The sequence below is a fragment of the Micromonospora antibiotica genome (assembly GCF_017599305.1).
In the GTDB taxonomy this organism is placed as follows: domain Bacteria; phylum Actinomycetota; class Actinomycetes; order Mycobacteriales; family Micromonosporaceae; genus Micromonospora; species Micromonospora antibiotica.
In genome coordinates this window covers 43,580-58,035 of sequence record NZ_JAGFWR010000008.1, presented here as the reverse complement: position 1 = coordinate 58,035, position 14,456 = coordinate 43,580, and the positions used below count along the sequence as shown (strand labels likewise).

Genomic DNA, 14,456 nt, shown 5'->3' with positions numbered 1-14,456 from the left:
GGCGACCGCGGCCGGGCGGGTGGGCGGGCCGACGACGGACGGTCGAGCACCTTGGCGGCAGCGGCCCCGAGCAGCGCGCCGACCGCGACCACGGCGGTGGCCACTGCCGCCACCTGCCACGGCACCGGGCCGATCTCGGCCAGCCGGCCGCCGCCGAGCGATCCGCCGGAGGCCACCGCGGCGAGCCCGACGACCAGGCCGACCACCGGCCCGGCGAGCGCCGCCGGGCCGAGCAGCGCCGGCCAGTCCGGCCCGGCCCGGTCGTCGGGGTCCGGGCGGAGCAGCCGGCGGCCGAGCAGCCAACCCGCCGTCATGCCGGCCAGCACCGGCACCGCCAGCAGCGCCGCACCGAGCCCGTCGACCGGGCCGCTGGGCAGGCCGGCGAGCAGCGGTACGGCCGGCAGCGACCCGACGGACACCTCGCTGAGGCGGATCGCCGTGCCGGTGCCGACGGCGAACCCGGGGCCGAGCAGGTAGGCGGTGGACCAGACGGTGGCGTTCGGTGCGTAGGCCAGGCTGACCAGGGTGATGCCGGCCTGCCCGGCCACCCCGGTCCGGTAGGCCCCGATCAGGTCGGCGGCGTCTCCCCCGCCGGTCGCCACCGCCAGGCCGGCCGCCACGGCACCCGCCCCGAGCAGCAGCAGAGCGGCGACCAGGCCGGTACGGACACCGTCGCGCAGCACCGCCGGCGCACGCTCGGCCAGCAGGCCGGCCGCCCCGGTGGTGCGTGCCGCCCCGACCAGGGCCGCCACCGTGCCGAAGAGCAGCAGGGTCAGCCCGGACCGGACCGGGGAGACCCGCAGGCCGGTGCTGTCGACCAGCAGCGCGGCCAGGACGCCGAACAGGGCGTACCCGATGCCGACCGCGACGGCGACGGTGGCCGCCTGCCGGGGGGACCGGCCGCCGCGCGCGCCGACCGCCCGGCTGGCGTGCACCCCGGCCCGGCTCAGCCGCCAGCACGCGAACACCGAGAGCGCCAGCGGGACGAGGCCGATCGGGCCGGCGGTGGTCCCCAGCGGCACCCCGTGGCCGAGCAGCCAACCGGCGAGCCCGGCCCGCAGCGCACCGACCACCGAGCCGGCGTCCTCGGTGAACTGGGCCAGCCCGAGCACCACCGCCACCGGCAGATAGGAGGTGACGGCGGCACCGGCGGCGGCCACCCCGGCGGCGACCGGCAACGGCGCCCGGGAGCGTCCGGGCTGCTCCGGTCGACGGGGGGCGGGCACCCGGGCACCACCGGCACGGCCCGGCGGCCGGCCGCCGGCACGGGCACCGCTGGGACGGCGGGGCTGATCAGGGGTGATCGAGGACATCGGGTCTACTCTGGCACGCCGCGCCGGTGGTGGCTGCCCGCCGGGGCCGCCCGGCTCCGGCGAGTTCCGTGATCCACCGCCATGGGCCCCCGATCCGGTCTAGCCTCGGCGCAGGGACGCGACCGAAGTCGCGGCACCGATCGCCCGGAGGAAGCCGTGAATGCTCCATACCCACCGCCACCGGCTGCGGCCGGGCGGGACCGCACCACGCTCTGGGGGGTGCTCGGCATCGTCCTCGGCCTGATCTGCTGCGGCATCCTGGGCATCGTCTTCGGTTACCTGTCGATCCGCGACGCCAAGCGGTACGGCCAGTCGCCGCTGCTCGGTTACCTGGCCATCGCGTTCGGCGTGATCAACATCATCGGCACCGCGATCTGGCGGGCCAGCGGGAACTACCCGCTCTGGAACAACTGAAGGGGCCGACCGTCTCCGGTCGCCCCCTTCAGCTGTGCGTCGCCCGTTCGGGCTGGTGCAGCCCACGGCTCAGCGGCCGGACATCAGCTCCCGCATCAGCTTGGCGGTCTCGGTCGGGGTCTTGCCGACCTTGACCCCGACCGCCTCCAGCGCCTGCTGCTTGGCCTCGGCGGTGCCCGCCGAGCCGGAGATGATCGCGCCGGCGTGCCCCATGGTCTTGCCCGGGGGCGCGGTGAAGCCGGCGATGTAGCCGACCACCGGCTTGGTGACGTTGTCCTTGATGAAGTCGGCGGCCCGCTCCTCGGCGTCGCCGCCGATCTCGCCGATCATGACGATCGCGTCGGTCTCCGGGTCGGCCTCGAACGCGGCGAGCGCGTCGATGTGGGTGGTCCCGATGATCGGGTCGCCACCGATGCCGACGCAGGTGGAGAAGCCGATGTCGCGCAGCTCGTACATCATCTGGTAGGTCAGCGTGCCGCTCTTGCTGACCAGGCCGATCCGGCCGGAGCCGGTGATGTCGGCCGGGATGATGCCGGCGTTGGACGCGCCGGGCGAGGCGATGCCGGGGCAGTTCGGCCCGATGATCCGGGTCTGCTCCCCCTTGGCCACGTTGTACGCCCAGAACGAGGCGGTGTCGTGCACCGGCACGCCCTCGGTGATCACCACGGCGAGCGGGATCTGCGCGTCGATCGCCTCGACCACCGCGCCCTTGGTGAACTGCGGCGGTACGAAGATCACCGTGACGTCCGCCCCGGTCTCCCGCATCGCGTCCGCGACGGAGGCGAAGACCGGCAGCTCGGTGCCGTCGAAGTCGACGGTGGTGCCGGCCTTGCGCGGGTTGACCCCGCCGACGACGTTGGTGCCGGCGGCGAGCATCCGCCGGGTGTGCTTGGAACCCTCGGAACCGGTCATCCCCTGCACGATGACCTTGGACTCCTTGGTCAGCCAGATCGCCATCGTCAGACCCCCGCAGCTGCCAGCTCGGCGGCCCGCTCGGCCGCGCCGTCCATGGTGTCGACCCGCTGCACGAGCGGGTTGCCGGCGCCGTCGAGGATCGCCCGACCGGCCTCCGCGTTGTTGCCGTCGAGCCGGACGACGAGCGGCTTGGTGACCTTCTCGCCGCGTTCCTCCAGCAGGGCCAGCGCCTGGATGATGCCGTTGGCGACCTCGTCGCAGGCGGTGATGCCGCCGAAGACGTTGACGAAGACGCTGCGAACCGACGGGTCGGACAGCACGATCTCCAGACCGTTGGCCATCACCGCGGCACTCGCGCCGCCGCCGATGTCGAGGAAGTTGGCCGGCTTGACGTTGCCGTGCCGCTCGCCCGCGTAGGCCACCACGTCGAGGGTGGACATGACCAGACCCGCGCCGTTGCCGATGATGCCGACCTCGCCGTCGAGCTTGACGTAGTTGAGGTCCTTCTCCTTGGCGGCCTGCTCCAGCGGGTCCACCGCGGCCTGGTCGACCAGCGCCTCGTGGTCCGGGTGCCGGAAACCGGCGTTCTCGTCCAGCGTGATCTTGGCGTCGAGCAGCAGCATCGTGCCGTCGCCCGTCTTGGCCAGCGGGTTCACCTCGACCAGGGTGGCGTCCTCGGCGACGAACGCCTTCCACAGCCCGACCGCGACCGCGACGACCTGGTCGGCGACCTCGGCCGGGAACCCGGCCGCGGCGACGATCTCCCGGGCCTTCGCCTCGTCCACGCCCTCGACCGCGTCGATCGGGGCCTTGACCACCTTGTCGGGGGTCTCGGCGGCGACCTGCTCGATGTCCATACCGCCGGCCACGCTGGCGATGCAGAGGAAGGTGCGGTTCGCCCGGTCGAGCAGGTAGGAGAAGTAGTACTCCTCGGCCACGTCCGCGGTCACCGTGATCATGACCTTGTGGACGGTGTGACCCTTGATGTCCATGCCGAGGATGTCGGTGGCCCTGGCCACCGTCTCGTCGGCGCCCTCGGCCAGCTTGACGCCGCCGGCCTTGCCACGGCCACCGACCTTCACCTGCGCCTTGACGACCACCCGACCGCCGAGGCGTTCGGCGATCGCGCGGGCCTCCTCCGGGGTCGTGGCGACGCCGCCGGCGAGCACGGGCAAGCCGTGCCGCTCGAACAGGTCCCGCCCCTGGTACTCGTACAGGTCCACGATTGCGCGTCCCGTCCCGTCTCCGCGGCGCGCCGTCGCGCCGCCGCCAGCGTTGTGAAACTCCGTTGACGCCTGTCATCAGTTGAAACAGGCCATTGGCCGCAGCCTAGCGAGGTGGGCACCGGCGGCAACCGAGCGGGTGCGCGGTGTGCGGTAATGCACAGCGCGCCGCCGGCGACTCGCCGGTGACACAAATTGGTCCACAGGTTGTCCCAAGCAACGCGTAACCCCACCGTACGGGCGTCGTTGAGTCTGATGTCGGAGCGCTGGTCAGCGCGAAGACGGGAGCGGCCGATGCCCTGTCGGTCGAGGGGTGGCGGCGGGGCATCGTGCATAGAAGGGCCGGGCGTGTGAGGGGTGCGTCCGGCCCTTCACCCTGCCCGGATTCGGATGACTCCCGATCCGCCGCCCCGGCCGGGCCACACCGCCCCCGGGATCACACCGCCGCCCGGGTCACACCACCGCGGGGAGCACACCGCCGTGGGGGTCACGGCACGACGAAAACGGCGGCGACCGGAAACCGGCACACCACCGTCGGCGTACGAAGGGGTGCGGCGCACCCGGGTGGTCAGCCCACCGGCTGGGCCACGTTGGCCCGGACCCACTCCACGATCGACTGGGTGGTCGCACCCGGCGTGAAGATCTTCTTGACGCCCAGCTCCACCAGCTCGGGGAGATCGGCGTCGGGGATGATGCCGCCGCCGAAGACGACGATGTCCCGCGCGTCCCGCTCGGCGAGCAGCTCCAGCACCCGGCGGAAGAGCGTCATGTGCGCACCGGAGAGCACCGAGAGGCCGACCGCGTCGGCGTCCTCCTGGATGGCGGTCTCGACGATCTGCTCCGGGGTCTGGTGCAGGCCGGTGTAGATGACCTCCATGCCCGCGTCACGCAGCGCACGCGCCACCACCTTCGCGCCCCGGTCGTGGCCGTCGAGGCCCGGCTTCGCGACGACTACCCGGATACGAGAGTTCATCAGCGCACACCCTTCACGGCTCCGCGGCTACCAGCTGAACGAACGGTAACCCGACCGACCCGGGGTGGAGAACCCGGGCCGGACCCCTACCGTGCCGACCGGCGACCCGGAAGCCGGACGCCTCCGCCGAACGGTCACGGTGCGCGACGAACGGGCAGGAAGAGGGACAGCCGTCCGGCGTCTGGAGCTATGACAATGAGGGACGGAAAGGGACAGAAGGAATCGCCGCTTCGGTGCCTACGCTTGTGACCGGAGCGGTGGAGGGCTAACGTGTCCACGGTTGTCATCAGGTCCACGGACGGGTGATGACGCGATCTCCGACCGTTCGATCAGCTGCACCGAACGGTCGGAGATTGCATCGGATCCCCGACAACGGAGGGTGTGCGTGCGCCAGCGCCTGTCGTCTGAGCCCGATAGATATCGCGGCCGCCGCCGTGTACCAACCCCCCCACGGAGCCGCTACGCGGCGGTCGTCACCACCGCGTTCGTCGGTGCCGGGATCGTCGCGCTCGGCGCGGGGGCGATGCCGGACGCCAAGAGCGTCAGCCCGTCGGTCCTCGACGAGCTCCGGCAGGCCTCGATCACCAGCCAGGACGCCGCCGCGCGGGCCGACGCCGCCGACCGGGCCACCCGCGACAACGCCCGGGACACCGCGGCGGGCGTCGACGAGCAGGACCCGTGGCTGCTGCCCATGCAGGGCTACGACTTCAACTCCCCGTACGGCATGCGGTGGGGCAAGCTGCACACCGGCATCGACCTGGTCGCGCCGGAGGGCACCCCGTACGTGGCCATCCACTCCGGCACGGTCACCAAGGCCGGCTGGTTCGGCGGTTACGGCTACGCGGTGATCGTCCAGCACGCCGACGGCAGCGAGGCCATCTACGGTCACTCCTCCGCGGTGAGCGTGCACGAGGGCCAGCAGGTCAAGGCGGGCGACCAGCTCGGCCTGGTCGGCAACACCGGCCACTCGTACGGCGCGCACCTGCACCTGGAGGTCCACGTCAAGGGCCAGCCCCTCGACCCGGTGCCGTGGCTCCAGGAGCGCGGAGTGGACATCAAGCTACAGGTCGAGGCGTACTACACCGAGAAAGCCGCCTCCTGACCCTGCGTGACGCCTGTTGACCGCCCGGATCTACGGATCCGGGCGGTTTCGCGTGTGGGTAAGTCTGCTGCGTCACACACCGCGATGTGACCGACGACACTGGCGACCCGGCCCGGTCAACGGGGCAGACGACACCCCTGCGGGACATAGCCGGGCAGCCCTCCGGGGCGGTCGGGGCTACCCGCCGGTACCGGTTCCCGTCCCGGCGCGCTCCGACACCCAGGATGGTCCGGTCCGAATCCCCTGAGTGTGTGAAGGTCCGCCGTGCAGGAAGACAACGACAGCACCACCGGCAACGCCGACAGCACCACCCGCACTGCCAGCAGCACCCGCAACGCGCGGATCTCCGCCGCCGTGATCCGGCACCGGCGGCGTCACCCACGCGGCGCACGCGCCCTCGCCGTCGGCGTGGTCGCCCTGGTCGGCCTCGGCCTGGCCGGGGCCGCCACGGCCGCCCTCGACCGGGACGACGCCCCCGAGCCGGCCGCCGTCGCGCTCGACGCACAGGCCCGTGCCGAGGCCACCGACCGTGCCGACCGGTCCACCCGGGAGTCGACCGCCCCGGCCAGCCCCAGCGCCGTGCCGACCCCCACCAGCGCCAGTCCCACCCCGACGGCCGCCCCGACGCGGAAGCCGAAGGCCAAGCCGAAGGTCACCGCGAAGCCGAAGGCCGTCGCCAGGAAGACCACCGCTCCCAAGCCGAAGCCGTCCTGGGTGATCCCCATGGCGGGGGCCGGGATCACCTCCTGCTACGGGCAGCGCGGGGGCGCCCTGCACGCCGGAATCGACTTCGCCATGCCGGCCGGCACCCCGATCCACGCCGCCGCGGCCGGCACCGTGGTCAAGGCCGGCGACGTCGGCGACGGCTACGGCATCTCGGTCTTCGTCGACCACGGCAACGGCTACCTGACCCACTACGCCCACCAGAGCAGCGTGAAGGTCGCCGTCGGGGACCGGGTCGGCGTCGGCGAGGTGCTCGGCTACGAGGGCTCCACCGGCGACTCCACCGGCCCCCACCTGCACTTCGAGGTGCACCAGGGGCAGATGTGGAACCAGATCGACCCGGCGCCGTTCCTGCGCGCCCGGGGCATCGACGTGGCCTGCTGAGCCGCGACGGCGAAGGGCCCGGCCCGGCGTGCTGCCGGGCCGGGCCCTTCGCTGTCGCCTCAGAGCTTGTCGAGCGGGGCGTGCCGCAGCACCAGCCACATGGTCTGGTCGCCGAAGTCGATCTGCGCGCGGGCGCTCGGCCCGTGGCCCTCGACCGCGAGCACCCGCCCCAGGCCGTAGCGCTGGTGGTTGACCCGGTCACCGGCCGACACCTTCGGCCCCTGCGGCAGCTCGCTGGCGGTGGCCAGCCGACTGGCGTCGACCCCGAGCCGTTTCGCCAGCTCCGTCGCCCTCGGCGTGCCCCCGGTGAAGCCGCCACGCCCGCCGGGCACGCGGTCCGCACGCCCCCCGACGCCGCCGCCCCCACCGGCCCACGAGGTGTACGTCCCCTCTGTGCGCTCCCAGCGGACCAGCTCCGGCGGCAGCTCCTCCAGGAAGCGCGACGGCGGGTTGTACGACGGCTGCCCCCAGGCCGAACGGGTGACCGCCCGGGACAGGTAGAGCCGCTGCCGGGCCCGGGTGATGCCCACGTACGCCAGCCGCCGCTCCTCCTCCAGCTCCCGGGTGTCGCCCAGCGAGCGCAGGTGGGGGAAGACGCCGTCCTCCAGGCCGGTCAGGAACACCACCGGGAATTCCAGGCCCTTGGCGGTGTGCAGGGTCATCAGGGTGACGACCCCCTGGTGGTCGGGGTCGTCGGAGGGGATCTGGTCGGCGTCGGCGACCAGCGCCACCTGCTCCAGGAAACCGGCGAGGGTGGCCCGCTCACCGTCCTCGCCCAGCGCCTCGATCCGCTCGGTGTACTCCCGGGCGACGCTGACCAGTTCCTGGAGGTTGTCGACCCGGCCGGCGTCCTGCGGGTCGAGGCTCTCCTCCAGCTCGGTCAGGTAGCCCGACCGGGTCAGCAGCGCCTCCAGCACCTCCTCCGGGGTGCCCTCCTCGGCCAGCTCGCGGGCACCGTCGAGGAGCGCGACGAACTCGGCGATGGAGTTGGCGGCCCGGGTGGAGATGCCCGGTGCCTCCCGGGCCCGGCGCAGCGCCGCGCCGAAGGAGATCCGGTCCCGGCTGGAGAGCGCCTCGACGCACGCCTCGGCCCGGTCGCCGATGCCCCGGCGTGGGGTGTTCAGCACCCGGCGGAGGCTGACCGTGTCGTCGTCGTTGACCACCGCGCGCAGGTAGGCCAGCGCGTCGCGGACCTCCTTGCGTTCGTAGAAGCGCACTCCGCCGACCACCTTGTAGGGCAGGCCGACCCGGATGAACACCTCCTCGAAGACCCGGGACTGGGCGTTGGTGCGGTAGAAGACGGCCACGTCGCCGGGGCGGGTCTCCCCCGCGTCGACCAGCCGGTCGACCTCCCGGCCCACCCAGTCGGCCTCGGCGTGCTCGGTGTCGGCGACGTAGCCGACGATCTGCTCACCGGCCCCGGCGTCGCTCCACAGCCGCTTGGGCTTGCGGGAGGTGTTGCGGTCGATCACCGCGTTGGCCGCGTTGAGGATGGTCTGGGTGGAGCGGTAGTTCTGCTCCAGCAGGATCGTCCGGGCGTCGGTGAAGTCCCGTTCGAACTCCAGGATGTTGCGGATCGTCGCGCCCCGGAACGCGTAGATCGACTGGTCGGCGTCGCCGACCACGCACAGCTCGGCCGGCGCGATCCCCTCGGTGCCGGCGACCAGCTCCTTGATCAGGGTGTACTGCGCGTGGTTGGTGTCCTGGTACTCGTCGACCAGGACGTGCCGGAACCGGCGGCGGTAGCTCTCCGCGACGTGCGGGTGCGACTGGAGCAGGTGCACCGTCGTCATGATCAGGTCGTCGAAGTCCAGCGCGTGCGCCTCCCGCAGCCGCCGCTGGTAGAGGGTGTACGCCTCGGCGAGCGCCCGCTCGTTGGGGCCCGTGGCCCGGCCGGCGAACTCCTCCGGGTCGGTCAGCTCGTTCTTCAGGTTGGACACCTGGGCGGCGAGCCCCCGGGCCGGGTAGCGCTTCGGGTCGAGATCCAGCTCCCGGGCGACCAGTTGCATCAGCCGGCGGGAGTCGTCGGCGTCGTAGATGGAGAAGGTCGACTTCAGGCCGGCGTGCTCGTGCTCGGCGCGCAGGATGCGCACGCAGGCGGAGTGGAACGTCGACACCCACATCAGCCGGGCGCGCGGGCCGACCAGGTGGGTCACCCGTTCCTTCATCTCACCGGCGGCCTTGTTGGTGAAGGTGATCGCGATGATCTCGCCGGGGTGGACGTCCCGCGCGGCGAGCAGGTAGGCGATCCGGTGGGTGAGCACCCGGGTCTTGCCGGAGCCGGCCCCGGCCACGATCAGCAGCGGCGAACCGGAGTGGGTGACCGCGTCCCGCTGGGGACCGTTCAGGCCCTCCACCAGGTCCTGCGGATCGAGGCGGCGGGCGGGGCCGGGCCGGCGCGGCGGAACCGACGCGGGCTCGGGCGCGGGCGGGGACGCGGGGATGTCGAAGAGAGGATGCATCGCACGGCGAGTCTATGCCGTCGGCCGGACACTTCCCGCACGCCCGGCCGGACGCCGTACCCCCGCCGGCCGACCGCCACGGTCCATCTGCCGCAGCTCCCCCGTGGCCCCGGCGACCGCCCCGACCGGACTGAGACGAACCTGTCACGGTGGCCCCACTGGCATCTTGGGTCCCGAGGCGCGACGATGACCCGGGAAATCCCCGCCTGCTCCCCCGTAGACGACTTGGGAGAACAACCATGAGTCAACCGCGCTCGCGCGGTCGGGCCGTGCTGCGTCACCTCGCCGCGCCGGTCCTCGCCCTGGCCGTCGTGGCCAGCCTGCCCAGCACCGGCCGCACCACCACGCCGCCGGCCGACGCCGCCCCCGGGGCCGGCCTCGCCCCGGTCGCCGTCTCGTACGCCACCGCGACGGGTGGCGAGGTCAAGGGCCAGTTCCTCAGCTACAACGACTTCCACGGCGCGATCGACCCGCCCGGCGGCAGCGGCGCGACCGTCAACGGCACCCCGGCCGGCGGGGTGGAATACCTGGCCACCTGGCTGAAGAAGCTGCGCGCCGAGGCGAAGGCCGAGGGCCGGGTCACCACCACCGTCGGCGCCGGCGACCTGATCGGGGCCACCCCGCTGGTCAGCGCCGCCTTCCACGACGAGCCCACCATCGAGCTGATGAACCAGATCGGCCTGGACGTCAGCTCGGTCGGCAACCACGAGTTCGACGAGGGCGTCAAGGAGCTGCTCCGGATCGACAAGGGCGGCTGCCACCCGGTCGACGGCTGCCAGGACGGCGACGGCTTCGCCGGCGCGAAGTTCACCTACCTCGCCGCCAACACCATCAACAAGAAGACCAAGCTGCCGATCCTGCCCCCGATCGACGTGAAGTTCGTCGGCGGCGTGCCGGTCGGCTTCGTCGGGGTCACCCTGGAGGGCACCCCGGGCATCGTCAACCCGGCCGGCATCAAGGACGTCACCTTCACCGACGAGGTGCAGACCGCCAACAAGTGGGGCGGCCTGCTCAAGCTCTTCGGTGTCAAGGCGATGGTGCTGCTGGTGCACGAGGGCGGCGCACAGTCCGCGCCGCCGGCCACCCCGGGCGTCTCCGACTGCGCCAACTTCTCCGGCCCGATCGTCGACATCGTCAAGGGCCTGCGGCCGGAGTTCGGCGTGGTGGTCTCCGGGCACACCCACCGCTTCTACTCCTGCTCGCTGCCGAACTCCTCGGGCAAGCCGAGCGTGGTCACCAGCGCCGGCAACAACGGCCAGCTGGTCACCGACATCGACTACTCGCTGGACCGGCGGACCGGCCGGTTCACCGGCATCACCGCGAAGAACGTGATCGTGGAGAACGGCGTGCGCAACGCCGACGGGACCTGGCAGCAGACCGGCGGGGTGTTCGCCAAGAACCCGGCCCTGGTCGACGCGGGCGCGAAGACGCTGGCCGACAAGTACCGCACGGCGGTCGCCCCGATCGCCAACCGGGTGGTCGGGAAGATCAGCGCCGACATCGTCCGGGACGTCCGGCCCAACGGGGAGAGCCCGATGGGTGACGTGATCGCCGACGCGCAGCTGGCGTACACCAGGGGCGACGGGGCGCAGCTCGCGCTGATGAACCCGGGTGGCGTTCGGGCCTCCCTGTCGTACGCGGCGTCGGCCGGTGGTGAGGCGCCGGGCGAGGTGACTTACGGCGAGGCGTTCACCGTGCAGCCGTTCAACAACCTGGTGGTCACCCAGACGTTCACCGGCGCGCAGCTCAAGGACGTGCTGGAGCAGCAGTTCGTCGGCTTCAAGGGGCAGACCACCCAGCGCATCCTCCAGCCGTCGGCCGGGCTGACCTACTCGTACGACAGCACCGCCCCGGCCGGCTCGCGGGTCAGCGCGCTGGCCCTGAACGGCACCCCGGTCGACCCGGCGGCCAGCTTCCGGGTCACCACGAACGACTTCCTCGCCAACGGCGGGGACGGGTTCACCGAGCTGGCGGGTGGCACCGGCCGGACCACGGCACCCGGTTTCGACGTGGACGCCCTGGTGGCGTACCTGGGTGCCGGGGAGCCGGTCGCCCCCACGGCGGCGGACCGCATCACCCGGTTGGGCTGATCTGAGGGCCGGGCTTCCCGTCGGCGCGTCCGCGCGCCGACGGGAAGCCCGGCCCGATCCCGTCGGCGGGGACACGGTCGCACCCGGTGGCCGGGGACTGCTTGCGCGGACCGGCTTCCGGTCGGCATACTCGACGACGTGATCGAGCGGCGGTTCTTCTTTTACTACGGCACCGGGAGTCCGGCAGCCGTGGGTCGCGCCTGATCGACAGGACCTACGAAAGCCCCGGGCTCGGAGAGCCCGGGGCTTTTTCGTCCCGGGATCCGAACACCGGGCCCGAGACCCGAGGGGTACGACGATGATGACTGACGTGGTGGAGTCCAGCGGTGGCCCCGCGCGGCACGACGAGCCGGCCGGGGCCGATCCCACGGAGACCGACCCGACCGGAGCCGCTGCCGCCCGTACCGGCACCGGTGACACGGCGGCGGCCGAGCGGATCGTGGCGATCAGGGAACGGATCGACGAGATCGACCGGACGCTGATCGCGCTCTGGCAGGAACGGGCGGCGCTCTCCCAGGAGGTCGGGGTGACCCGGATGGCCTCCGGGGGCACCCGGCTGGTGCTCTCCCGGGAGCGCGAGATCCTGGAGCGCTTCCGCACCGAGTTGGGGGCCGACGGTACCCAACTCGCGCTGTTGCTGCTGCGGGCGGGGCGCGGCCCGCTGTAAGGGCGGACCGCCGGGCGTTGCGGAAGGGCGGACCGCCCGGGTGTGGGGTGGAGCTGCCGGACCACGGGCCGGTAACGACGAACCGCCTGCCGCCGTCGGGGTGACGGTGGCAGGCGGCCCGGGTGTGGCTCACGCGTCGTGCGTGGCGACGATCTCCCGCTTCTCGGCGAAGTGGCAGGCGCTCGGGTGGTCCGAGCCGGGGCGGATCTCCAGCAGCGGCGGCTGCTCGGCGCAGAGGTCCTGCGCCTTCCAGCACCGGGTGCGGAACCGGCAGCCCGACGGCGGGCTGATCGGCGACGGGACGTCACCGGTGAGCCGGATGATCGCCTTGTTCTCCCGCAGCGTCGGGTCCGGCACCGGCACCGCCGACAGCAGCGCCTGGGTGTACGGGTGGGTCGGCCGCTCGTAGATCTCGTCCTCGGTGCCGATCTCCACGATCTTGCCGAGGTACATCACCGCGACCCGGTCCGACAGGTGCCGGACCACCGACAGGTCGTGCGCGATGAACACGTACGACAGGCCCAGCTCGTTCTGGAGCTTCTCCAGCAGGTTCATCACCTGGGCCTGGATCGAGACGTCCAGAGCGGAGACCGGCTCGTCGCAGACGATCACCTCGGGGCGCAGGGCGAGCGCCCGGGCGATGCCGATGCGTTGCCGCTGACCGCCGGAGAACTGGTGCGGGTACCGGTTGATGTGCTCCGGGTTGAGGCCGACCAGGTCGAGCAGTTCCTTGACCTTGTCCCGGCGGCTGCCCCGCGGCGCGACCTCCGAGTGGATCTCGAACGGCTCACCGATCAGGTCACCGACGGTCATCCGCGGGTTCAGCGAGGTGTACGGGTCCTGCATCACCAGCTGGATCTGCCGGCGCAGCCGCCGCAGCGCGCCACCGGAGAGCTTGGCGATGTCCTGGCCCTTGTAGTGCACCGTGCCTGCGGTGGGCTTCTCCAGGTTCATCAGGACCCGGCTCAGCGTCGACTTGCCGCAGCCCGACTCGCCGACCACGCCCAGCGTCTCGCCGGCCTTGAGGTCGAACGAGACGCCGTCGACGGCCTTGACCTGGCCGATGGTCTTCTTGAACACGATGCCCCGGGTGACCGGGTAGTGCTTGACCAGGTCACGGACTTCGATGATGTTGTCAGTCACGGTTCACCAGCTCCTCGGCGAAGTGGCAGGCGCTGGCCCGACCGGTGCCGATCTGCAACAGCGGGGGGACGGTCTCCCGGCACACCGGCTGCGCCATGGGGCAGCGCGGGTTGAACGGGCAGCCCGGCGGGATGTTCATCAGGTTCGGCGGGAGGCCCTTGATGGTGCGGAGCTGCTGCCCCTTCTCGTCCAGCCGGGGGATCGAGTTGAGCAGGCCGAGCGTGTACGGGTGCGCCGGCTTGGCGTACAGGTCGTAGACGTCGGCTTCCTCGACGATCCGGCCGGCGTACATGACCGCGATCCGGTCCGCGACGTCGGCGACCACGCCGAGATCGTGGGTGATCAGGATCATGCCCATCCGGCGTTCCCGCTGGAGTTCACCGAGCAGGTCCATGATCTGGGCCTGCACGGTCACGTCCAGCGCGGTGGTCGGCTCGTCGGCGATCAGCACCTCGGGGTCGAGCGCCAGCGACATCGCGATCATCGCGCGCTGCCGCATACCGCCGGAGAACTGGTGCGGGTAGTTGCTGAACCGGCCCTTGGCGTTCGGGATCTTGACCTGGTCGAGCATCTCGATCGCGCGCTTCTTGGCGTCGGAACGGCTCATCCCGCGCCGGACCCGGAACTGCTCGGCGATCTGGAACCCGACGGTGAAGACCGGGTTCAGGGCGGAGAGCGAGTCCTGGAAGATCATCGCGATGCCCTCGCCACGGATGCGGCGACGTTCCTCGGCGGACATGGTGAGCATGTCCTTGCCGTGGAAGCGGACCTGACCGCCGGTGACGAAGCCGGGCGGCATGTCCAGGATGCCCATGATGGTCTGCGCGGTGACGCTCTTACCGGAGCCGGACTCGCCGAGCACGGCGAGGGTCTCCCCCGCGTCGACGTGGTACGTCACTCCGTTGATGACCTTGGCGACGCCGTCCCGGGTGCGGAACTCCACCCGCAGGTCGTCGACCTCGAGCAGCCGGCCGGAGGGGCGACCGGATCCGTCGGCGCCGGGCGCGGACTGCTCGGACACGAGAATGTCGGACAACTCAGTCTCCC

Annotated in this window: 11 protein-coding genes and 1 pseudogene; 5 read left to right on the top strand and 7 right to left on the bottom strand. The window is 72.1% G+C overall.

Annotation, left to right across the window (positions count from 1 at the left end; genetic code table 11):
- Positions 1-38 precede the first annotated feature (38 nt).
- Positions 39-1,313 (bottom strand): annotated as a pseudogene (locus tag JQN83_RS16195) (cell division protein PerM); the annotation flags it as partial.
- 156 nt (positions 1,314-1,469) lie between these two features.
- On the opposite strand from JQN83_RS16195, the gene JQN83_RS16190 reads away from it, so the two are divergent.
- Positions 1,470-1,727 carry a hypothetical protein gene (locus JQN83_RS16190; protein WP_208567984.1) on the top strand — a complete coding sequence of 86 codons (258 nt, stop codon included), beginning with the start codon at positions 1,470-1,472 and terminating at the stop codon, positions 1,725-1,727.
- A 69-nt stretch (positions 1,728-1,796) separates the two neighbouring features.
- Here the strand turns inward: JQN83_RS16190 and sucD are convergent, their stop codons facing one another.
- The 3 genes from sucD to icmB all read right to left on the bottom strand — a co-directional run bounded on the left by sucD (position 1,797) and on the right by icmB (position 4,838).
- On the bottom strand, positions 1,797-2,684 hold the full coding sequence (gene sucD / locus JQN83_RS16185; protein WP_208567983.1) for a succinate--CoA ligase subunit alpha: 888 nt from the start codon (positions 2,682-2,684) through the stop codon (positions 1,797-1,799).
- Between the two features lie 2 nt (positions 2,685-2,686).
- A complete protein-coding gene (gene sucC, locus JQN83_RS16180; protein ID WP_208567982.1) occupies positions 2,687-3,865 on the bottom strand; it encodes an ADP-forming succinate--CoA ligase subunit beta in 1,179 nt (392 codons plus the stop codon).
- Between the two features lie 568 nt (positions 3,866-4,433).
- On the bottom strand, positions 4,434-4,838 hold the full coding sequence (gene icmB / locus JQN83_RS16175; protein ID WP_208567981.1) for a coenzyme B12-dependent isobutyryl CoA mutase small subunit: 405 nt from the start codon (positions 4,836-4,838) through the stop codon (positions 4,434-4,436).
- Positions 4,839-5,223: 385 nt separating this feature from the next.
- On the opposite strand from icmB, the gene JQN83_RS16170 reads away from it, so the two are divergent.
- Both JQN83_RS16170 and JQN83_RS16165 read left to right on the top strand, forming a co-directional pair.
- Complete coding sequence (locus JQN83_RS16170; protein WP_208567980.1) at positions 5,224-5,940, top strand: M23 family metallopeptidase; 717 nt, start codon at positions 5,224-5,226, stop codon at positions 5,938-5,940.
- A 342-nt stretch (positions 5,941-6,282) separates the two neighbouring features.
- Positions 6,283-7,047 (top strand): M23 family metallopeptidase, encoded by a 765-nt coding sequence (locus JQN83_RS16165; protein ID WP_208568135.1) that lies wholly within the window; start codon positions 6,283-6,285, stop codon positions 7,045-7,047.
- Between the two features lie 59 nt (positions 7,048-7,106).
- Here the strand turns inward: JQN83_RS16165 and pcrA are convergent, their stop codons facing one another.
- On the bottom strand, positions 7,107-9,509 hold the full coding sequence (pcrA, locus tag JQN83_RS16160) for a DNA helicase PcrA (RefSeq protein ID WP_208567979.1): 2,403 nt from the start codon (positions 9,507-9,509) through the stop codon (positions 7,107-7,109).
- A gap of 239 nt (positions 9,510-9,748) precedes the next feature.
- Here pcrA and JQN83_RS16155 point away from each other — a divergent pair, with 239 nt between their 5' ends.
- Both JQN83_RS16155 and JQN83_RS16150 read left to right on the top strand, forming a co-directional pair.
- Entirely contained in the window at positions 9,749-11,599 is a 1,851-nt protein-coding gene (locus JQN83_RS16155) for a bifunctional metallophosphatase/5'-nucleotidase (protein ID WP_208567978.1), read from the top strand.
- Positions 11,600-11,897: 298 nt separating this feature from the next.
- Positions 11,898-12,266 carry a chorismate mutase gene (locus JQN83_RS16150; RefSeq protein WP_208567977.1) on the top strand — a complete coding sequence of 123 codons (369 nt, stop codon included), beginning with the start codon at positions 11,898-11,900 and terminating at the stop codon, positions 12,264-12,266.
- A gap of 129 nt (positions 12,267-12,395) precedes the next feature.
- On the opposite strand, the gene JQN83_RS16145 is transcribed toward JQN83_RS16150, so the two are convergent.
- Together JQN83_RS16145 and JQN83_RS16140 are read right to left on the bottom strand one after the other, a co-directional pair.
- Positions 12,396-13,409 carry an ABC transporter ATP-binding protein gene (locus JQN83_RS16145; RefSeq protein ID WP_208567976.1) on the bottom strand — a complete coding sequence of 338 codons (1,014 nt, stop codon included), beginning with the start codon at positions 13,407-13,409 and terminating at the stop codon, positions 12,396-12,398.
- A complete protein-coding gene (locus tag JQN83_RS16140) occupies positions 13,402-14,430 on the bottom strand; it encodes an ABC transporter ATP-binding protein (RefSeq protein ID WP_208568134.1) in 1,029 nt (342 codons plus the stop codon). Before JQN83_RS16140 ends, JQN83_RS16145 begins: the two co-directional genes overlap by 8 nt.
- Positions 14,431-14,456: the final 26 nt, after the last annotated feature.